This is a genomic window from Chryseobacterium gleum (genome assembly GCF_900636535.1).
Classification (GTDB): Bacteria; Bacteroidota; Bacteroidia; order Flavobacteriales; family Weeksellaceae; genus Chryseobacterium; species Chryseobacterium gleum.
Map to the genome: position 1 here is coordinate 4,653,454 of NZ_LR134289.1, position 21,073 is coordinate 4,674,526.

Consider the following 21,073-nt stretch of genomic DNA (forward strand, 5'->3'; position numbering starts at 1 on the left):
AAGGATGTGTTATTTTACTAACTCCTCAAAAAGCTTACCAAAAGTAGCATCTAGATCTTTGGATTTTCCCGGATGTGGGCGGGAGGTTTGAACGACAGCACTTCTTACAGCTGTCAGCCATCGGAAACGTTCCGGAATATCAAGCAGTGCAATAGGGCCGCCGTCTTTATCGCCATTTGCAATTTTCTGAAAGCTCTCCAGATTATGGATGATATCTTCGTAATCCAGCTTGCTGTGCATCAGCTTAAATTTGTCCGGGCACAAATAAAATTCTACCCTGATGAATTTTTCCTTTTTTGAAAACATCACCAGCCCGATATTGAAAAATTCCTCTCTTTCAACTTTAGGTACAAGGCGTATTACCGCGTATTCATATATTTTATCCTCTTGCATTTTTGGCTTCGTTTACAAAGATTTGAGAATTTTCTAATCTGGTTTTCAAAAACTGAAAATAGATCTCACGGATTTCTTCAGGGGTTTCATCAGCATCATTCCAATGCAACCAGTCTTCAGGAATCATATTGACAATTTCCCGGAATAACGTTTCGTTCAGAACTTCATGAGCAAACCTGTCTGCTTCATCAAGCATTTTTGCCTTAGGAAGAAGCACGTGGTCTTTCACATATTTGAAAGGTGTTTTAGCGGCTGCATCAAAATTCTGCCATGAGTGGTGGAAGTAGAACGAGGCACCATTATCAATGATCCAGAGTTCCTTATGCCACATCAGCATATTTGTATTTTTAAAAGTACGGTCAATATTGGTGATGAATGCATCCAGCCATACAATTTTTGAAGCCAGAAGCGGATCCACACTTACTCCCGGATCATAGGTGATAGAGCCGGAAAGATAATGCAGTCCAAGATTCAGACCTTCGGAAAACTTGAGCAGATCCTGTATTTCTTCATCGGCTTCCGTTCTTCCGAAATCGGCATCAAGGTTGACAAAAACAAGTTCAGGAATTTTAAGTCCCAATGCTTCGGTAATCTTTCCGCCTAAAAGTTCAGAGATCAGCATTTTTACTCCGTGACCGGCGCCACGGAACTTTAATACATATTTGAAATCATCATCAGCTTCTGCCAGAGCGGGAAGAGATCCTCCTTCTCTCAGAGGCAGAATGTAACGCATCACGGTTACAGTTCTTAAATTCTGCATGGTACAAAAATATGCTATTTTTAGAAACTTTGACCTGACTTTTAATAAAGAAATAATGAATTAAAGACCGGAAAACAGAGTTTTTTTCATAAATTACCATCTTAAAAGGAAAGGAAAATTTGTTATGAATCTGATTACCGAAAAGAATATATATCTGGAAAATAAAGAAACAAAAGGTTTTCTTGCCGATGCTTTTTATCAAAACACAGGACAAAAACTTCCCTTAGTAATATTTGTTCACGGATATAAAGGTTATAAAGATTGGGGAGCCTGGAATCTGATGGCTGAAAAATTTGCTGAAGCCGGTTTTTTCTTTGTCAAATTAAATTTTTCGCATAATGGGACAACGACAGATGATCCGTTAAACTTTGGAGATCTTGAAGCTTTTGGGAATAATAATTATTCCAGAGAACTTTCTGACCTTGGAGTAGTAATTGACCACTTTAGTAAAAATCCTCACGTGGATGACGAAAAGATTGTTCTGATGGGACACAGCAGGGGAGGAGGTATTGCTATTATTAAAACTTTTGAAGACGAAAGAATCAACGGGTTGATTACATTGGCCAGTGTTGATACTCTGGACCGGTTTCCCAAAGGAGAGGCTTTTGAAAACTGGAAAAATAATGGAGTGTATTATGCGGTTAACGGGCGTACCAAACAGGAAATGCCGCATTATTACCAGTTTTATGAAGATTATGAGCAGAATATTCACCGTTTTGATGTGGAAAGAGCTACAGAAATGGCAAAAGCACATATGCTCATTATTCATGGGACAGACGATGAGGCTGTAGAAGTAAAACAGGCAGAGCATCTTCATATTCTCCACCCGAATTCCGAACTGTTTCTGATTGAAAATGGCAATCATACTTTCGGAGCGAAAGAACCATGGACGGAAGCAGATTTACCCAAAGATCTGAATACTGTAACCGAAAAATGTATTGATTTTATCAAAGAAAAATTAAAATAAAGGTTTTAAAATTACGTTAACATATTAATCACCATATCAATATCATTATGAAAAAAGTTATTGCGGGCGCATTTGCGCTGTCATTATTTGTTGTTTCGTGTAAAAAAGAAACTAAAACAGAATCTTCTGTAAGCACTACGGATACTCTTACTACGGCGATGCCTCAAGACACTGTCTCAACTCCAAAAAACGATTCTGTTGCATCACCATCACCTTCTGCCCCGGCTCCTGATAATATTATCACCAAGAATGTAGGTAAATATCCACATGATATTAAATTCTTTGAAGATAAGGAGATATCAGAAAGACTGAAAAAACTGGCAGGATCCCAATACGAAGAAATGGTGAAGAATTTCAATGTGGAAGGTCCTATCGCATCAGAGAATGGAATTTACAAACTGACAGGCTGTAAGCAGCACGACTGTCCGGGATATGCCACAAGCATTTACTATGATGCTAAAAATGACAACCTGAATGTTTCCATTGATAAAAACGGTAAGGTAACAGATTTTGCTGAAAAAGGAAAAATTACTGTTTCAGAATCGCTTAAATCCAAATAATAAAAAAAGGAGTGAAACTTTCACTCCTTTTTTGTTGGTTATCAATAGATATCTTTAGTTTTTAACAGCATTCTTTTTTACGGACTTTAAAAGACTTCTAAAATTTTTCATAGTCATCATTTCAGTCGTAGGAGTAAAAATAGTTGCTTTCTGATCTTTATCTACAGAAACTTCCGAATATGCTTTTAAAGAATATATCTTTTTCATGGTTGTAATATCATAAACATCCATCATTGTAAAAGTTTCATTTTTATTATATTCATACTGGGTTCCAATGGAATTGTCTAAACCGTTTCGCACCTTCATTGTGTAGATGTTTACCAGAAAATTAAAATCAGAATTGTTTTTCAATGCCTCAAGATCTTCACTTTCCGGCTCAAATGGAATATTATTTTGAATGAGGTTCCCGGCTTTTGCCATTTTTAAATCATACGCATTACCATTGCTTAGATTTTGAAATAGCTGAAGAGTTTCTTTACCCATCATTTCTCTGTGGTGCGAGTCTACTCCTGTTCTGATGTCATTAATCAACCATTTTTTGTCTTTAGAAAACACCAATGCTTTACTGTAAATGCCATAATCTTTCCTTACCGGATAATAGCATGACTGTAAAGCTATGAATAGAAAGATAAAGAAAATATATTTTTTCATGAATGCAATTCAATTATCTGATTAATAATTTCCACGCTTCTTCAATTTTACTTTCCAGAAGTAATTTCTGGGCCTCAAGATGAATATTTTCATCGGAATGGAAGTCGTTGGCAGGTAATACTTCGGTGTTGGCAAGCATTCCAAGGTCGTTTCCTGTAAATACTTTGCTGTATTTTATGGCATCCGGCAGAAGATCGAAACCAATTCCTTTTGTTACCAAAGGTTTAGGTACTTCAAGAAGGCTGTTTTCATTGCTTCTGGAATACCAGTTGCTGCCCAGACGGGCTACCATATCCAGTTTTTTCTGATCCAGATTTCCGTCTTCATTCAGATATTCTTCTCTGATATGGATTTTCTGAACTTCACAGATCACCAGATTTCCTGCGCCGCCCTGATCACCCAATGGTTTTACCTCTAAAACTTTACATTCAAAGTTGACAGGGCATTCTTCAATCAGTTTAGGCTGTACAAGATCTGCATCCTTCATCGTAAGACCGGATTTGATAAACTCATTGACTCCGGTTTCATATTCTGTGGAAGCTAAAGAAATCTGTTGTACAATTGGAAAATTCACTGTTCCGATTACCACTTCCGGTACTTCAAGAACATTTTCCAGGGTATGTTTGGTTGTATTGTCACGTACTCTCCTCGAAGGTGAAAAAATCAGAATGGGAGGAACCGTACTGAACATATTAAAAAAACTGAATGGAGATAAGTTACTGTTACCGTCTTTGTCCACAGTAGATGCCAGTGCAATCGGGCGCGGTGAAACGGCTGTCTGCATGATCGTCTGCAGCTGTACGGAGGTTATCTCGGAAGGGATTACTGTTTTCATGTTTTTGGTTTTAACACTTAATTTAACTTAAGTATTCAAATGATATTAAAAATGTGCTTCGACTCCGCTCAACATGACACTTCTAATACTAACTGTTTAACAGTATATTTCTAGCAGTGTCATACACCAAACCTTATAGGTTTTCAAAACCTATAAGGTTTAATAGTAGTATTGTGCAAAGTTAAAATTAAATAAAAATTAAAGTGTCGGAATAATTTTACCTGAAACTTCCCCGAAGCCTACTCTCACCCCATCTTTTTCAGCCCATGCCTTCATGGTAACCGTATCATTGTCTTCAATGAATTTTCTCTCTTCTCCGTTGCTTAATGATAAAGGATTTTGGCCTCTCCATGTAAGCTCAAGCATAGATCCGAAAGATTTCGGATCACTTCCGGAAATAGTTCCGCTCGCATACATGTCACCTACTTCTACGTTACAACCGTTTACGGTGTGGTGTGCAAGTTGTTGGGTCATATTCCAGTACATATGTTTGTAGTTGCTTTCGCAGATCAGGTTTTGCTCCCCGTTTTCTGGCTGGATGTATACTTCAAGGTTGATATCGTAGTTTTTATCACCCTCAAATTTTAAATAATCCAACACTTCAGGATCCTGTACAGGAGAAGCCGTTCTGAATGGTTCCAGCGCTTCAAGGGTAACGACCCATGGTGAAATGGATGAACCGAAGTTTTTTGCAAGGAATGGTCCCAGCGGAACGTATTCCCACGATTGAATATCTCTTGCAGACCAGTCGTTGAAAATAACCATACCGAAGATGGCATCTTCCGCGTCCTTAGTAGAAATACTTTCTCCCATCTCTGTATTTTTGTTGATGATGAATGCCATTTCCAGTTCAAAGTCCAGCTGCTTGCATGGACCGAAAACAGGTTTATCCGCATCTGCAGGTTTCATCTGACCTTTCGGACGGTTGATTTCTGTTCCTGAAACAACAATTGAGGAGGCTCTTCCGTGGTAACCTACCGGTAAATGTTTCCAGTTGGGTAATAATGCGTTTGCCGGATCGCGGAACATTTTTCCAACGTTGGTAGCATGTTCAATACTGCTGTAGAAATCCGTATAATTCGGGATGTGCACAGGCATCATCATTTTTACTTTATCCAGATCATAAAATGCTTCTTCGATGGTTTTCTGATCTTTTGATAAAATTGATCCTTCCTGCAATAAAGTCTGAATTCTGGTACGAACAGCATTGGTAACAGGTTTTCCAAGTTCAATAAATTCATTGATGGTATACGCTTCAAAAACATTGTCGTCCAATCCTTCAATATCTTCAAAATAACCAAGGTCATATAAGGTCGCAAGATCAATGACCTGATCTCCGATTCTTGTACAACATCCGATATATTCTTTGTTAAAAACAGCGACTCCGAAAGGAATATTATGTATAGAAAAATCCGAATTTGAGGAATAGTCTACAAATGATTTCATAAGTTTAGATTTTAGTTAGATTAAATATCATCCGGAGAAATTCCCCGGAACATTTATTTTGCCTTTTTTGAGTAAGATGCTTCATCTATCCACCTATCTCTGGTATTGACATCAATAAGATACAGGATATTATCCTGCTGGGTCAGCAATAAAGTCTTCGTGACAGGCATTGGGATTTTTTTATTTTCAAGCATATCTGCTCTTAAGGAAATAATATTTTTTTTCCTGATGATATCACCGGTGAATACATTGGAACTGCTTTCTCCGGTTGCCTTATCATCGAAAACTTCTACATACGTAGCATTATTCCCTTTGATAACAATAAAGTCCCTTTCCGTATGATCAGCTTCATCTTTAATGAAAATGAACTTTTTGTTGTCAATATTTACATTCTCAAGATGCTGATTAATGCCTTTTCTTTGTTCAAGTCGGTTAAGGATTTCGTTCAGAGTTCCATATTGAGCTTTAAGCCCTAATGTTCCCAAAAGAAAAATCCCGATTAAAAATTTTCTCATATACTGTGTTTTATAAAAAAGTTTTGCCAGAATACTGTATCCTGACAAAACTTATATTTTCTAATGTAAAATTAAAGATTACCTCTTCTTTCCTGTTCTCTTTCCAGTGCTTCGAATAAAGCTTTGAAATTCCCGGCACCAAAACTCTGTGCACCATGTCTTTCAATAATTTCGAAGAATAGAGTAGGACGGTCTTCTACAGGTTTCGTAAAGATCTGTAATAAGTATCCTTCTTCATCATGATCAATAAGTATACCTAACTCCTGAAGTTTCTTAAGATCTTCATCAATATGGCCCACTCTTTCAGGAACCATATCATAATAAGCTTCCGGCGGAGCAGACAGGAACTCTACACCACGTTTTTTAAGCTCTGTTACAGTGTGGATAATGTCTTTTGTAGCCACAGCAATGTGCTGTACACCTTCTCCTTCATAGAAATCAAGATATTCTTCTACCTGAGATTTCTTTTTACCTTCTGCAGGTTCGTTGATCGGGAACTTTGCATATCCGTTTCCGTTTGACATTACTTTAGACATCAGTGCAGAATATTCTGTGTTGATCTGCTTGTCGTCAAAAGAAAGGATATTTACAAATCCCATTACTTTTTCATACCATTCTACTGTCGGGATCATTCTGTTCCAGTCAACATTTCCCACACAGTGGTCTACGTATAACAAGCCTGCTTCTTCAGGATTATAATCACTTTCCCACTTTTCATAACCAGGCATGAAAGCTCCGTTATAATTTTTTCTTTCCACAAACATGTGAACGGTTTCTCCATAGGTGTAGATACCGGACATTCTTACTTCACCTTGCTCATCAGTTAACGTTACAGGCTCTAAATATGGTTTTCCACCTCTTTTAGTTGTTTCTTCGAAAGCTGCATAAGCGTCATCTACCCAAAGTGCCAAAATTTTTACTCCGTCACCATGTTTTTTTACGTGTTCGTTGATAGGAGAATCAGACTTAAGTCCTGTTGTTAATACCAATCTGATTTTTCCCTGTTGAAGTACATAAGATGCACGATCTCTTACCCCTGTTTCAGGACCCGCGTAAGCTACAGACTGAAAACCAAAAGCGGTTTTGTAATAATGGGCAGCCTGTTTTGCATTTCCTACATAAAACTCAATGTAATCCGTACCGTTAATCGGCAAGAAATTTTCTGCTTGAGCTATTTTCTCGGCAAATGTAAGTGTTGACATATTTTCTCTTTTACTTTTATTTTATTGGTATGCAAATTACAAAATTCTTAGATATGGCGAAAATATTCCCGCAGTTTCATTGAATATATTTAACATAATCTTAAAGAAGAGTTTACTTAAGTATATTTAAGTTTAATTAGTTTAAAATCGTCTACCTACATTTGTTATACAAAATACAAGTGAAAAAAAAATATTTCGAAACATGAAAGCCGTAGAGAATATCTACGGCTTTCTTATGAAGTGGTTTCAATTTTTCTGTTGAGCATTCCCGCGTCGGGATTGTAATTATCCCATATCTTCCAGGTATTGTTTATTTTCCGGATGAAGTAGATCTGGGTACTCAGCTGATTCACAAAATGTTCTTCACCGGTTTCTCCTACCTTGAACAGCAGATTCCAGAATTCCTGAGTTTCCAGGATTTTCTTATCCGGCTCATCGGTAACGATATGAATATCAAAAACTTCATAATTGGACCGGTTATTTTTTGTTACCAGTTGAAAGTCTTTATCACACAGTTCTTTGCTGAACTGTGAAACCCGTTCTAAAAAAGGAGAATCATCAAAAACCAGTTCTTTAAACAGATTGGTGTTGTGTTCAGGAAACTGTTTGCAGAACTCAAAAGCGGTGGCACAATAATCATACACCATCTGCGTAAGATAAGACTGATCATTGTTTTCTTCTTCATTCTCTTTTCTGTATCTGATGGCAAGAATATAATCGTTAAGATCTTTATATCCTAAGAAAATACAGATTTTATCAAGGGTCTTCAGGAATCTGAGATCACTGTGGGTTTTATCCTGGTAATCATTCTCAAAGAATCGCTGGAGGGTAACGTGGGAAATGGTATTTCCGATTTCAAATTTTTTTCCTCCTTTCAGTTCTTCGGCTCCGGAAAGTTCTTCTTTAATAATTTCGGAAAGAATAATATAATGGCTTCTTTTCCATTCATTCACATTCCCCAAAACAGAATTCCTTACTTTCGAATGCTTTATAACTTCCTCCCGTATCGAATTATATATAGTTTTCAATTTCCTTGTTTTTGAATGAATTTTATCAAATATACTGCCAAAATATTAATGTTTTTTTATGTTTTAGGGATGTACAGTTCAGAATTTGTTTTAAATAATTAGTTTCAAAAACAGTTTTTTATGCTTTATGATTTGATTCTCAATGTTTAAATCTTTCAAAGGCCGCTCTCTCCAGCATCTCTCTGTCATCAGGATGAGCAATGCTGATAAGCTCCTGTGCTCTCTGGCGAAGATTTTTTCCGTACAGATAGGCAGTTCCGTATTCAGTAACGACGTAATGAATGTGACCTCTTGTTGTTACTACACCAGCTCCCTGTTTAAGGAAAGGAACAATTCTTGAAACTCCCTTTTTGGTTCTGGCCGTAATGGCAATGATGGGCTTTCCGTCATCACTTAAAGCGGCACCACGCATAAAGTCCATTTGTCCTCCGATTCCGCTGTACTGAAGTGTTCCGATAGAGTCGGCACAAACCTGTCCTGTAAGGTCTATTTCAATAGCAGAATTGATGGCTACCATCTTTTTGTTTCTCATGATATTGATCGGAAAATTGACTTCACTTACATCCCTGAAAGCAAAAACGGTATTATCATCCACATAATCATAGAGTTTTCTGGTTCCGAAGCAGAAGCTTGTAATGGTTTTATTATCGTTGTATCCTTTATATTTGTTGTTGATCACATCATTCTGAATTAAATCAATAACACCATCGCTCAGCATTTCTGTATGAATTCCGAGGTCTTTGTGATTGGTAAGGCATTTCAGAACCGCATCAGGAATGGTTCCGATACCCATCTGAAGGGTAGATCTGTCTTCAATAAGTTCAGCAACATTCTTTCCTACGAGCATTTCTTCGGGACCTACTTTTGAGCCATAGTCTACCGTTGGAAGTTCCTCTTCATGCCAAACCAGTTTGTGGATTCTGCTGATGTGGATCATCCCGTCTCCATGGGTTCTCGGCATTCTTGGATTAACGATAGCCACAATGATTTTTGCCGTATCTACTGCTGCTCTGGCAATATCTACAGAAGTTCCCAATGTGCAGAAACCATGTCTGTCCGGAGGAGAAACGGTTACCAGGGCTACGTCAAGGGGTAAAATATTTTTTCTGAACAAAATAGGAATTTCGCTTAAAAATACCGGAACAAAGTCACCTCTGTCGGAATTTACAGCATCACGCACAGGGGTGGAAACAAATAAAGAATTGATGAAAAAACTGTCTTTGTATTGTGGTTTTGCAATTTCCACATTTCCCTGCTGGGTAATGGAAACCATTTCCACATTCTGCAATCGGTTAGATTGTCTTGCCAGCTCATCAATCAGGTAGTTCGGGGTACATGCACTGCCGTGAAAGAATACACGGTTTCCACTTTTTATCGTATATATTGCTTCTTCTGCACTGATGTAATTATTCATATTTTGTCTTTTTAAAAGGGTGTTCAACGTATTTTAAATCTCATAAAAAATACAGCTCTTCTTTCAAAGATAATCTTTATAACAATATACTTTTCAAATATTTTAAAGATATTGAAAAGACTTTTGTCATGCAGAACATGCAGGAATATTGTATAAAAAAGGACCGGATGCATTGACATCCGGTCCTTTTTTCTTATTTATTCTTTGATGAAAATATTTAATTAGCGGCTTCTACAGTTGTTTTCTGTTTCATGCTTCCGGTTTCTGCAAATCGTAAATGCCAGCTGAAGGCTTCCTGTAATAAATGGGGAGTATGACCTCCTTTTTCGCATGCTCTGTCGAAGTAAGATTGCAATTCTTCTTTATAATCCGGATGAACACAATTGTCTATAATCTTCTGTGCTCTTTCTCTTGGTGCCAGTCCTCTTAAATCTGCCAATCCGACATCTGTTACCAGAATATCCACATCGTGTTCTGTATGATCGGTATGTGAAACCATAGGAAGAACATGGGAAATATTGTTTCCTTTTGAAGCCGCCTGAGTCACAAAAATACTCAGATAGGCATTTCTCGCAAAGTCTCCGGAACCTCCGATTCCGTTCATGATTTTTGTTCCTCCGATATGAGTGGAGTTTACATTTCCATAAATATCGAATTCAATAGCTGTATTGATGGCAATCACTCCCAATCTTCGGATCAGTCCGGGTGTATTGGAAATATTCTGAGGTCTTAAAACAAATTTGTCTTTATATTTTGAAAGGTTTCCTAAAACTCTTTCATAACATTCCTGAGAAACGGTAATGGAAGATGCTGATGCAAAGCTTAGTTTACCGGAATCGATCAGATCAAAAGTACTGTCCTGCAGCACCTCGGAAAACATGGTGAGATCATAAAAATTACTGTCTTTGAAACCTGTCAGAACAGCATTGGCTACTTTACCGATACCGGCCTGAAGAGGAAGTAAACGGTCTGTAAGACGACCTAAAAGAACTTCGTTTTCAAAGAATGCAAGAAGGTGTTTAGCAATGGCTGTTGTTTTTTCGTCCGGTTCTGCAATATCTGCCGGACTGTCTTTGCGGTTAGTAAAAACAATGGCTTCAATTTTATCGGGGTCAACGGGAATGCTTTTTCTTCCGATTTTATTCCAAGGAGCTACAATTGGGATAACATTTCTGTAAGGATAATCTTCTGCCTGGTAAATGTCATGGATTCCATAGACTTCTTCAGGAACTTCGGTATTGATTTCAATGATGACTTTTTTAGCCAAAGCCGCAAAGGTCACCGAATTTCCCACAGAGGTGGTAGGAACAATACTTCCGTCTCTTTCAATATAGGCAGCCTCAATAATGGCTACATCAATGCTCTGAAGGTTTTTAGTGTGAAGAAGTTCTGCACTTTCGCTTAAATGCTGGTCGATGAAGAGAATTTCACCATTGTTGATTTTGTTCCTTAGAATAGGATCTACCTGGAAGGGCATTCTTTTTTTCAGGACGTTGGCTTCTGCCAGTTTTCCATCAGTACCGTGGCCCAGTGAAGCTCCGGTCATTAAAGTGACTTTAAGGTCTTCGGTTTTTCCTCTTTCAGCCAGTGCCGGCAAAATGGCTTTGCTGTCACCTGCCTTTGTAAAGCCGCTGGACCCAATAGTCATACCGTCTTTGATAATTTTTACTGCATTTTCCGCGGTGGTTACTTTGTCGCGTAGACTTTCTAATCTGATTCTTTCTAACATGTAATATTGATTTTGTTTTAAACCACCATTACTTAGGATGCGTCATGAAAAATAATGATGGTCAATATGTTTAACCATACCTTACAAATTTACGAAAAAAGACGCTTTAAATAAAGGATTTAAAGCGTCTTTTGTATGTATTCAGTAATACTTTTTGAGATTTATTCAAGCCAGGAAGTTTTATAGGAAGGATCTTCCACTTTTAAAGCTTCCTCTGTAATTTTTAAAGGACGGAAAGGGTCTACCATTACAGCATATTCTTCTGTGAATTTTTTACCGATACTTCTTTCCATAGCACCCGGGTGTGGCCCGTGTACAATTCCTCCGGGGTGAAGCGTGAAATCCATCAAATCAATATGGTTACGGCTCATAAAATCACCTTCTGTGTAGAACAATACCTCATCAGAATCAATATTGGAATGATTATAAGGTGCCGGAATCGCCTGTGGATGGTAGTCATACATTCTTGCGCAGAATGAACATACTACGAAATTGTGTCCTTCAAAATTCTGGTGAACCGGTGGCGGTTGGTGAATTCTTCCGGTAATCGGCTCAAAGTTTTTAATATTGAATTTATAAGGATAGAAATAGCCATCCCAGCCCACCACATCAAACGGGTGTGTTGCATAGATGAAATCTGTAATCTGATTTTCTTTTTTTACTTTAATCAGGAATTCTCCTTTTTCGTCAACGGGTTCTTTGAAAGTAGGAGCAATCATGTCTCTCTCACAGAATGGAGAATGTTCCAGAAGCTGCCCGAATTCATTTCTGTATCTTTTCGGAGTATAAATAGGAGAGTGACTTTCCAGTACGAAAAATACAGTATCATCAGATTTTAGTTCTACCTGATAAATGGTTCCTCTCGGAATAATAAGATAATCGCCGGTTACGAATTCAAGGTCTCCTACAAATGTTTTTAAAATTCCGGCTCCGTTATGAACGTACAAAAGCTCATCACATTCCGCATTTTTGTAGAAATAATCCATCGAATTTCTTGGTTTTGCCAATCCCATTTTCAGGTCGTTGTTCATCAAAAGGATTTTTCGGCTGTCCAGAAAATCGTTTTCAGGAGTGACATTCATTCCCTTAAACATTCTGGGAGTAATGTTTTTTTCCACTGCGATCTTAGGAGTCACATCTTTCGGCTCACCGATAGATTTGATCTGTGTAGGGCGGTGGATATGATATAACAGAGAAGAAATACCATGGAAGCCTTCTGTACCGAAAAGCTGTTCATAGTAAAATTTATCTTCAGGAGACTTAAAGATCGTATGCCTTTTTGGTGGGATATTTCCCGATTGATGATATCTCATTTTACTTTCGTATGTAGTTTCTCAAATTTAATCATTTTTCATGAATTGACTCAATCTATATTTTCATGCAAAGTTTTGTATTTGAAAAATAATTGTTAGATTTGTCTAACAATTTTAATTTCATGAAGCGAATATTATTTTCTATTACTTTTTTATCAACCTATTGTTTTGCACAGGAGACGGACAGTTTGAGTTTACAGCAGACTAAAAGTCAGAATTCTGCCAGCGTTATGAAGAGGGAATACAAAACAAGCAACATTGAGGATGTAGTGGTTACAGGAACCATAAAACCAATGAGCAGATCCAAAAGTCCTGTGGTGGTAGAGATCTACAGTCAGAAATTTTTTCAGAAAAATCCTACCCCAAGTATTTTTGAGGCCATTGCCATGGTGAATGGAGTAAAACCTCAGCTGAACTGTTCTGTATGTAATACAGGAGATATTCACATCAACGGACTGGAAGGTCCATACACGATGATCCTGATTGACGGAATGCCGATTGTGAGTTCACTTTCCACCGTATACGGATTAAGCGGAATCCCTAATAGCTTGGTAGATAGAATAGAAGTAGTAAAAGGTCCGGCATCTTCTATTTATGGTTCTGAAGCCATGGGAGGAGTGATCAATATTATCAACAAAAATGCACTGACCGCTCCTAAACTGAGTGTTGATATGATGACCAGTACCTGGAGTGAGAATAACCTGGATCTTTCCACAAAATTCAATGTTGGAAAAAAGGCCGCTTCATTATTAAGTTTAAATTATTTCAGTTTTCAGGAGAGGATAGATCAGAATAAAGATAATTTTACAGATGCTACGCTGCAAAGCAGAATTTCGGTTTTTAACAAATGGAATTTTAAAAGAAAGGAAAACAGACAGGCAAGTTTTGCCATGAGATATCTGTATGAAGACCGTTTTGGAGGTGAAATGCAGTGGAATAAATCTTTCCGTGGCAGTGATGAAGTATACGGAGAAAGTATTTATACAAACAGGGCAGAGATTTTCGGATTATACGAATGGCCCATGAAAGAGCATATCGTGACTCAGTTTTCTTATAACTATCACGATCAGAATTCGTTTTATGGATCAAATCCGTTCAATGCGACACAAAAGGTAGCCTTTGTACAGACGTATTGGGACAGAAGCTTCGGGAAGCATGATATTACTGCCGGGATTACTTTTAAAAGAACATTTTACGATGATAATACTCCGGGAACACTCGATGCGGACGGAATTACCAATGCACCGATGAAGTCTCCTATCTGGGGCGCCTTTATCCAGGACCAGTGGGAGATCGACGATAAAAATACCTTGTTACTTGGGTACAGATACGATTATGATAAAGTGCATCATTCCGTACATTCACCAAGGTTTGCATGGAAATTTAACCCTAATCCTTATCACACTTTGCGTTTCAATTTTGGAACAGGGTTCAGAGTGGTTAATTTGTTTACGGAAGATCATGCAGCTTTGACAGGTTCCAGGGAAGTCGTGGTAAAATCAGATCTAAAGCCGGAAAGATCTGTTAACGGTAACCTGAATTATATCTGGAAAATTCCGGTAGGTAGCATAATGGTAAATCTTGATGCTTCGGCATTTTATACTTATTTCAGCAATAAAATTGTAGGGGATTTTGATTCCGATCCGAACAAAATTATTTACGACAATCTTCACGGATATGGAATTTCAAGAGGAGCTTCTTTGAATGTAGATTTTAGCTTTCAATTTCCTCTAAGTATTAATCTGGGAGTCACATATCTGGATGTGTATCAGAAATTTGATAATGAAAATCAAAAAAAACAACAGCTGCATGCCCCAAAATGGAGTGGTACTTATAACCTGACTTATAAGTTTGCGAATAATCTGACGATAGACTTTACGGGACAGTTTTACGGACCGATGCGGCTTCCTGTTCTGGTGAATGACTACCGCCCTGAATATTCACCGTTTTATTCTCTGGCCAATATTCAGGTGTCCAAGAGCTTCAAATCTGGATTTGAAGTGTATTGCGGGATGAAAAATTTATTCAATTTCAGACCTAAAGATCCTTTGATGAGACCATTTGACCCATTTGATAAACATGTTGATGATCCCATCAATAATCCTAATCATTATACATTTGATACGGCATATGGCTATGCACCCATGCAGGGAATCAGAGGTTTCCTCGGAGTAAAATATACTTTGAAATGAAAAAAATAGCTTTATTTTTAATGTTAGTGCCCTGTTTTTATCTGTCTCAGATGAAGACGGGCACTTTTTCTGACCTTGAGACTCAGCAGAAAGAAAATCCAAAGCCGGTGGTGATTCATCTGTATACAGATTGGTGTGCAGTCTGTAAGATTGAGGCCCATCGTTTGAATAAAGATAAAGAGCTGGTGAGTATGATCAATGATCACTTTTATTTTATCAACTTTGAGGCAGAAAAGACGAAGGAGACCATTCATTTTCAAAATCAGGATTTTGAATATCTGCAGAATGGAAATTCCGGAATTCATGAATTGGCACTGGCATTATCAAAGAATAAAAATCAGCCTGTTTATCCTTTGTGGATATTTCTTGATCAGCATCAGAATCTGGTGTATTATCAGGAAGGGCAGATGACGCCTGAAAAAATGAAGCAGAAACTGAAGGAGCTTTCTGGTTTGTAAGTTAAGAGGTTTTTGTTGGAAAACGCAAAGGCACAATTTTTTTCTTTTATTATGCTGTAAGGCGCAAGGATTTTATCTGCAATAAAATTGTATGTTCCTAATACTATATGGATTAATCTTTGCTGAAAATCTTTGATTTTCTTGCGCCTTAAAACAACCTATTGTTTATTTTTCTTTGCGCCTTTGCGTTTTCCCAACTTTAAAAATCTTTTTTATTTCCCACAGATTATGCAGATCTCTGTAAAATTTGCTGCATCTACGTGAATTTTTATCTGTGGTATTTGTGTGATCTGTGGGAAATTCTTTACTATTAAATTTTTGCATCAATCAACACAGCCAGCTGAATACAAGGCTCGTCAGAACGGTTGCTCCATGCATGATTCGTTCCTCTTTGGATGACAATGTCGCCCGGTTTCAAAAGCGTTTCACCTTCTTCCATGATCAGATACAGTTCACCGGAAAGGATAATGATATAATCCAACGTAGGAGTCTGGTGCATCATCGGATGAGGTTCGTTTTTTTTCCATTCTACGCCTAAATCTTTATCCGGAGGAACTACTACATACCTAAAATAAGTGCCGTTTTTAGGTGTTTTCGGAAATCCTGTATTGTGAATTCTGGTTTCAAAGTCTAAGCTGGCTGGCATTGTCTGAGTATTCCATACATCTGAAATGATAAGTCCCGGAAAATGTTCCACAGCGTTTTCAACCTGCTGATCTTCTACAATAACAGATTTTCCGTCTTTAATTCCTGTTACGATACGTCTTGGTATTTTATTCATCATTTCTCATGATAAGTTTATGACCCTGGGTCTGGTTATTTTTTAACATAGAATGTGCTTTCATAACAGTTTCCAAAGAAAGATTTCCAACTATTTTATGCTGGGGAGGAAGAATGGTTCCGTTTTCAATAAGTCTTTTTATTTCCAGTAAACTGTTTTTATAATAGTCATATTTTTTAGTCATACCATACGCGTAATTGGAGATATTCATGATTAAAGTTCCTTTGTTGAACAATGTTTCATGAGCATATTTTGTTACCAAAGCAGTAACATCTACATACATACCGTTGATTTTTAAAACTTCTGCCGTTACTTCTGACATGTAGTTTCCTACGAGATCAATTCCATATTCAAATGGCTCGTCATTATTGGCTTTCAGGATATTTCCAATAAGATTTTCTTCTTTATAATTGATGATTTGATCACTTTTTAATCCTAAATTAAGAAGCATCTGCCTGTTTTCTTCACTGCCAGCGGTTGCCGTGATCTTCCTGATATTATAAGCTAATAAAAGTTTAATCAGGAATGAACCAACACCTCCGGCAGCACCTGTAACAAGGATTGTATTTTCCGGGTTTAATTTCAAACGGTTAAAGATCTGTAAAGAAGTAAGCCCTGCTGAAGGAATAGCAGCCGCCTGCTCAAACGAAATATTGTTTGGTTTAAAAGAAATAATGGCCTCGGGAACGCTTATGTACTCTGCATAAGTACCGTTACTTCCCATAGAACCGCTTCCACAATAGACTTCGTCTCCAATATTGAATTCTGTAACTTCTGAACCTATATCTACTACAATTCCGGATAATTCTCTTCCTAATATCGGAGAACTGATGAGTTTTCTTTCCAGTTCATTTTCCAGCATCTGGTAATCAATGGGATTGAAACCACTTGCTTTAATCCGTATTAATACTTCATTACTTTTACGTTGCGGCTGGTCAGCAAATCCGTCTTCCAGTGTTCCGTTCTTATTTAAAATAACTGCTTTCATTATTGTTAATTTGATACACAAATGTAAAGAGGGAATAGTTTATATTTGCTACTAGTTAACCAATGGTAACTAGTTACCTTCATGAAACTATTATGGCAAAAATTATTGAAAACGGTATCGAAAGAGAAGCAAGCTGTACAGAAGAACTGTTTGCAATGCGTGACAGTCTGGATGTTTTGGGAGGAAAATGGAAACTGATGATTTTACGGTATCTGACGAACAGACCGGATCAAATGATTCATTTTAAAAAGCTGGAACGCAGTATTGAAGGGATCTCTGCAAAAATGCTGAGCAAAGAATTAAAAGAACTGGAAACCAATCTCCTGATCACAAGAACGATTCAGGATACAAAACCTATTACGGTAACCTATGCTGTCACAGAATATGGAAAATCTGTATTTCCGGTAACAGAAACATTAGTCAATTGGGGAATCCTTCATCGTGAGAAAATCAAAGAATCAATGAGTTCTTCTGCATAATAAATCAAAAAAATCCTCAGGCTCATATAGAGTTGAGGATTTTAAATAATACCAAATTGTTTATTAATTTTTGTTTAACCAAGACTGTACCAGTTCCGGGTGATCTTTCACCCATTCTTTGGCCGTGGCTTCTTTGTTTTTACTCTGTTCCATTTTCATTAAAAGATCAGACATGTTCTCATCATCAAAATGAAGTTTTGAAAAGAATCTGGCCAGCTCCGGATGATCTGTTGAAAAGCTTTTCCTGGAATAAGTCTTAATCTGTTCTGCTTCACCATATATCTTTTTGGGATCATCAAGAAACTTAAGCTTCATCTTACCAAACATCCAGTGAGGCTGCCATCCGGTTACCACAATCCATTCTTTTCGTTGTATGGCATTCTGTAACTCGGTGATCATGGCAATGGTAGAGGAATTGATCTGCTGATAATCCAGTTTATAATCTATGATTGCTTTATCTGTTCCGGTGGTTAATCCGGCTCCTTTTTCAATGCCTATGATTCTACGATTAAATTGATCTTTATGCTGATTGAGCTCTTCAATAGAGTAAACAGGAACGTAATCCGGAACCACCAATCCTATACGGCCGTTGTCGTAATTGGTTCCAAGATAAGTTAATCCGGGAAATTTAGCGAGCTTTTTTGCGTGAGTGTAAGGAAGCCATATTCCCATGAAAAGGTCTGTATCTTCATTATTCATTGAAGCCAGGATCATATCCGTAGAGGCTTTTTGAATAATAACGTGATATCCCTGCTCATCCAGAATGGCTTTAGCAAGGTGTGTCATCGCGACATCTTCCGCCCAGCCATCTACCATTCCGATGGTGATATATTTAGAGTTTTTAATATTTTCACACGAACTTAATGCTGTAAAAAGTAACATTAAAACGGGTAAAAACAGATATTTTAATTGTTTCATCTTATTGCTTTTTCTTTACAAATCCCTGGGTAATACGGTCGAGGATAATGGCTAAAATCACAACGGATAATCCACTTTCAAATCCTAAACCGATATCCAGATTATTAATTCCTTCCAGTACTTTCTCTCCCAAACCGCCTGCAGCAATCATTCCTGCAATCACGACCATGGATAAGGATAATAATATCGTTTGATTGATCCCTGTTAAAATCGTTTTCATCGCTAAAGGAAGCTCTACTTTAAACAAAATCTGACGGCCGGTAGCTCCAAAAGCTCTTGCTGCTTCTACAATATCTTTTGGAACAGCCTCAATTCCCAATGCCGTTAACCTTACTGCAGGCGGCATCGCAAAAATGATGGTGGCAAAAGCACCAGGTACTTTTCCGATACTGAAAAACAGTACTGCCGGAATCAGGTAGACAAATGCGGGCATGGTCTGCATCAAATCCAGTAAAGGACGGATGATTTTGTCTGCTATTTTGCTTTTAGCAGCCAGAATTCCCAAAGGGATAGAAAGGATAAGGGCAGTAATGGTAGAAACAAAGATCAATGCCAGCGTTTCCATGGTTTCTTTCCATAATCCCATTAAAAATATTAAGCTTAGTCCGGCTGCAGTTACCACAGCGATAGCTTTTCCGGCCTTCCACAGTGCCAGAAGGGTAAAGAAGAGAATGATTACATAAAAAGGTGTGTTTGTTAATACCCATTCAATCCCCATGATAGAGGCATTTCCTAAGTGTTTTATAACATCGAATACAGGTTTTCCGTTTTCTGTGAGCCAATTGATTGCAGTTTCTACATATTGACCTATATCTATAGTTTTATTCATCTTATTGGTTGTTTGCGATTTCTTTTAATTCAATAATTTCTTCTTCGTTAAACTTTGTGGCTTCTATGACCAGAGATAACTGGGTCACAAGACCTAAAAATTTATTGTCTTCATCAATCACGGCAATGGACGATTTATTTTCTGAGATCAGGGGTAACATTTCTTCAACAGTCACTTCAGGGTACACCGAAGGAACATTACTGTTGATAATGGATTCTACCGTTGGTTCTTTCTTTCTGGCAATGCGTACGACATCGTTAAGGGTAACAAATCCAAGGAATTTATTCTGAAAATCTACAACAGGTAAGTTTTCTAATCCGGTGGCTCTCATTTTTCGTAAAGCTCCCTCAGGGCCATCTTTTCTGAAACGGACCACCGTAGCTTTATCAAACATTAAAGATCTTGCTGTAATAATGGTTTTACGGTCTACTTTTTCTACGAACGCTTTTACATAGTCGCTTGCTGGGTTGGTTAAAATTTCTTCCGCTGTTCCTATCTGTTCTATGACACCATCTTTCATGATGACGATGCGGTCTCCGATTTTAATGGCTTCGTCCAGATCATGGGTAATGAAGACGATGGTTTTCTGTAAGGTATTCTGCAGTTCAAGCATCTGATCCTGCATTTCAGATTTTATCAATGGGTCAAGTGCTGAGAAAGCTTCGTCCATCAACAATACTTCGGGATCATTGGCCAAAGCTCTTGCCAATCCTACTCTCTGCTGCATTCCTCCTGAAAGTTGCGAAGGATATTGGTTTTCAAAACCTGTTAATCCTACAATATCCAGTGCTTTCTGTGCTTTTTTGTCCCGGGAAGCTTTGCTTTCTCCTCTGATTTCCAGCCCGAAACCTGCATTGTCTAAAATGGTATGATGGGGCAGCAATCCGAATTTCTGAAATACCATACTCATTTCCGTTCTCCTTACTTCTAAAAGTTCCTTGTTGTTTTTACTGGTAATATCATCGTTGTTGATGTATACTTTTCCGGAAGTAGGCTCATTCAGTCTGTTAAGACAGCGCAGTAAAGTAGATTTTCCACTTCCTGACAGTCCCATGATGACAAAGAATTCCCCTTCATAAATTTCAAAACTGGCTTTGTTGATTCCTATGGTGCAGCCTGTTTTTTCAAGAATTTCCTTTTTGGAAAAACCTTTGTCTAAAAGTTCCTGTGCTTTTTCTTTGTTTTTACCAAAGATGATGGTCAGGTCTTCAACCTTAAGTTTTACTTTTCGGGTGTTTTCATTTTTTTCCATATTCAGAATTTTTCAATTAATAATTTGATATAAAAACTGTACACCAGTTTAGTATATACATTTAGCTTTCGTTGTTCTGCTGATGACGATAGGATAAAATAATTTGCCGGGCCTTTAGTGATAAAAGCTTCAAACAAAAAATAACAGCATAAAGACCTGATGGTCTTATGTTTATTTTAAATATTTCAATAGATTATACTCTAGAAAAAGAGTGTATTATGCAAAAGAAATTAATCTTTTTACATAGAGTCTACAATTAAATTACTGATGAGGTAATTACAGATATGTGTACTGAACAACTTGAATGGCTACATTTCATCAAAATGCTTGCCAGTATCAAAAAACTGTATATCAGTTTTTTAT

General features: G+C 37.6%; 21 protein-coding genes. 5 read left to right on the top strand and 16 right to left on the bottom strand.

Translation table 11 applies throughout. The features are described from left to right. Positions 1–9: 9 nt before the first annotated feature. Both EL165_RS21415 and EL165_RS21420 read right to left on the bottom strand, forming a co-directional pair. Positions 10–393, bottom strand: a complete 384-nt coding sequence (locus EL165_RS21415; RefSeq protein ID WP_002984341.1) for a DUF3037 domain-containing protein — start codon at positions 391–393, stop codon at positions 10–12. Further along, positions 380–1,153: a HipA family kinase gene (locus EL165_RS21420; protein WP_002984337.1), complete on the bottom strand. Its 774-nt coding sequence runs from the start codon at positions 1,151–1,153 to the stop codon at positions 380–382. The genes EL165_RS21415 and EL165_RS21420 overlap by 14 nt, the downstream gene beginning before the upstream one ends. Positions 1,154–1,277: 124 nt before the next feature. Here EL165_RS21420 and EL165_RS21425 point away from each other — a divergent pair, with 124 nt between their 5' ends. After that, entirely contained in the window at positions 1,278–2,120 is an 843-nt protein-coding gene (locus EL165_RS21425; RefSeq protein ID WP_002984335.1) for an alpha/beta hydrolase family protein, read from the top strand. 47 nt (positions 2,121–2,167) lie between these two features. After that, on the top strand, positions 2,168–2,680 hold the full coding sequence (locus EL165_RS21430; RefSeq protein WP_002984333.1) for an Ivy family c-type lysozyme inhibitor: 513 nt from the start codon (positions 2,168–2,170) through the stop codon (positions 2,678–2,680). 54 nt (positions 2,681–2,734) lie between these two features. Here the strand turns inward: EL165_RS21430 and EL165_RS21435 are convergent, their stop codons facing one another. From EL165_RS21435 to EL165_RS21475, 9 genes are all read right to left on the bottom strand, one after another. Beyond that, positions 2,735–3,331 carry a hypothetical protein gene (locus EL165_RS21435; RefSeq protein WP_002984330.1) on the bottom strand — a complete coding sequence of 199 codons (597 nt, stop codon included), beginning with the start codon at positions 3,329–3,331 and terminating at the stop codon, positions 2,735–2,737. Between the two features lie 13 nt (positions 3,332–3,344). Beyond that, positions 3,345–4,166, bottom strand: coding sequence for a flavin reductase family protein (locus tag EL165_RS21440; protein WP_002984327.1), 822 nt, complete (start codon positions 4,164–4,166; stop codon positions 3,345–3,347). Positions 4,167–4,364: 198 nt separating this feature from the next. Further along, positions 4,365–5,612, bottom strand: coding sequence for a fumarylacetoacetase (gene fahA / locus EL165_RS21445; protein ID WP_002984325.1), 1,248 nt, complete (start codon positions 5,610–5,612; stop codon positions 4,365–4,367). Positions 5,613–5,665: 53 nt separating this feature from the next. After that, a complete protein-coding gene (locus EL165_RS21450; protein WP_002984322.1) occupies positions 5,666–6,127 on the bottom strand; it encodes a hypothetical protein in 462 nt (153 codons plus the stop codon). A 71-nt stretch (positions 6,128–6,198) separates the two neighbouring features. Continuing rightward, the gene (hppD, locus tag EL165_RS21455) at positions 6,199–7,329 is read right to left on the bottom strand and encodes a 4-hydroxyphenylpyruvate dioxygenase (RefSeq protein WP_002984319.1); all 1,131 of its coding nucleotides are present in this window, start codon (positions 7,327–7,329) and stop codon (positions 6,199–6,201) included. A gap of 233 nt (positions 7,330–7,562) precedes the next feature. Further along, positions 7,563–8,357, bottom strand: a complete 795-nt coding sequence (locus EL165_RS21460; RefSeq protein ID WP_002984316.1) for a hypothetical protein — start codon at positions 8,355–8,357, stop codon at positions 7,563–7,565. 139 nt (positions 8,358–8,496) lie between these two features. After that, the gene (locus tag EL165_RS21465; RefSeq protein WP_002984313.1) at positions 8,497–9,771 is read right to left on the bottom strand and encodes an acetyl-CoA hydrolase/transferase family protein; all 1,275 of its coding nucleotides are present in this window, start codon (positions 9,769–9,771) and stop codon (positions 8,497–8,499) included. Between the two features lie 217 nt (positions 9,772–9,988). Continuing rightward, a complete protein-coding gene (scpC, locus tag EL165_RS21470) occupies positions 9,989–11,500 on the bottom strand; it encodes a succinyl-CoA:acetate CoA-transferase ScpC (RefSeq protein ID WP_002984311.1) in 1,512 nt (503 codons plus the stop codon). A gap of 161 nt (positions 11,501–11,661) precedes the next feature. Then, complete coding sequence (locus EL165_RS21475) at positions 11,662–12,813, bottom strand: homogentisate 1,2-dioxygenase (RefSeq protein WP_002984307.1); 1,152 nt, start codon at positions 12,811–12,813, stop codon at positions 11,662–11,664. A gap of 122 nt (positions 12,814–12,935) precedes the next feature. Between EL165_RS21475 and EL165_RS21480 the strand changes: the two genes are divergently transcribed. Together EL165_RS21480 and EL165_RS21485 are read left to right on the top strand one after the other, a co-directional pair. Next, on the top strand, positions 12,936–15,005 hold the full coding sequence (locus tag EL165_RS21480) for a TonB-dependent receptor plug domain-containing protein (protein ID WP_002984303.1): 2,070 nt from the start codon (positions 12,936–12,938) through the stop codon (positions 15,003–15,005). Then, positions 15,002–15,463 (top strand): thioredoxin family protein, encoded by a 462-nt coding sequence (locus tag EL165_RS21485; RefSeq protein ID WP_002984300.1) that lies wholly within the window; start codon positions 15,002–15,004, stop codon positions 15,461–15,463. The genes EL165_RS21480 and EL165_RS21485 overlap by 4 nt, the downstream gene beginning before the upstream one ends. A 310-nt stretch (positions 15,464–15,773) precedes the next feature. On the opposite strand, the gene EL165_RS21490 is transcribed toward EL165_RS21485, so the two are convergent. Both EL165_RS21490 and EL165_RS21495 read right to left on the bottom strand, forming a co-directional pair. Next, positions 15,774–16,247, bottom strand: coding sequence for a cupin domain-containing protein (locus tag EL165_RS21490; protein WP_002984295.1), 474 nt, complete (start codon positions 16,245–16,247; stop codon positions 15,774–15,776). After that, positions 16,237–17,232, bottom strand: a complete 996-nt coding sequence (locus EL165_RS21495; RefSeq protein ID WP_002984294.1) for an NADP-dependent oxidoreductase — start codon at positions 17,230–17,232, stop codon at positions 16,237–16,239. Before EL165_RS21495 ends, EL165_RS21490 begins: the two co-directional genes overlap by 11 nt. Before the next feature lie 92 nt (positions 17,233–17,324). Here EL165_RS21495 and EL165_RS21500 point away from each other — a divergent pair, with 92 nt between their 5' ends. Continuing rightward, positions 17,325–17,711 carry a winged helix-turn-helix transcriptional regulator gene (locus tag EL165_RS21500; protein ID WP_041462152.1) on the top strand — a complete coding sequence of 129 codons (387 nt, stop codon included), beginning with the start codon at positions 17,325–17,327 and terminating at the stop codon, positions 17,709–17,711. A 63-nt stretch (positions 17,712–17,774) separates the two neighbouring features. Here EL165_RS21500 and EL165_RS21505 read toward each other — a convergent pair whose 3' ends face one another. Genes EL165_RS21505 through EL165_RS21515 form a run of 3 tightly spaced genes read right to left on the bottom strand, consistent with a single transcriptional unit; the run spans position 17,775 to position 20,710 of the window. After that, positions 17,775–18,629, bottom strand: a complete 855-nt coding sequence (locus EL165_RS21505) for a glycine betaine ABC transporter substrate-binding protein (RefSeq protein WP_002984289.1) — start codon at positions 18,627–18,629, stop codon at positions 17,775–17,777. A gap of 1 nt (position 18,630) precedes the next feature. Further along, on the bottom strand, positions 18,631–19,458 hold the full coding sequence (locus EL165_RS21510) for an ABC transporter permease (RefSeq protein WP_002984285.1): 828 nt from the start codon (positions 19,456–19,458) through the stop codon (positions 18,631–18,633). Between the two features lies 1 nt (position 19,459). Then, positions 19,460–20,710, bottom strand: coding sequence for a quaternary amine ABC transporter ATP-binding protein (locus EL165_RS21515; protein WP_002984282.1), 1,251 nt, complete (start codon positions 20,708–20,710; stop codon positions 19,460–19,462). Positions 20,711–21,073: the final 363 nt, after the last annotated feature.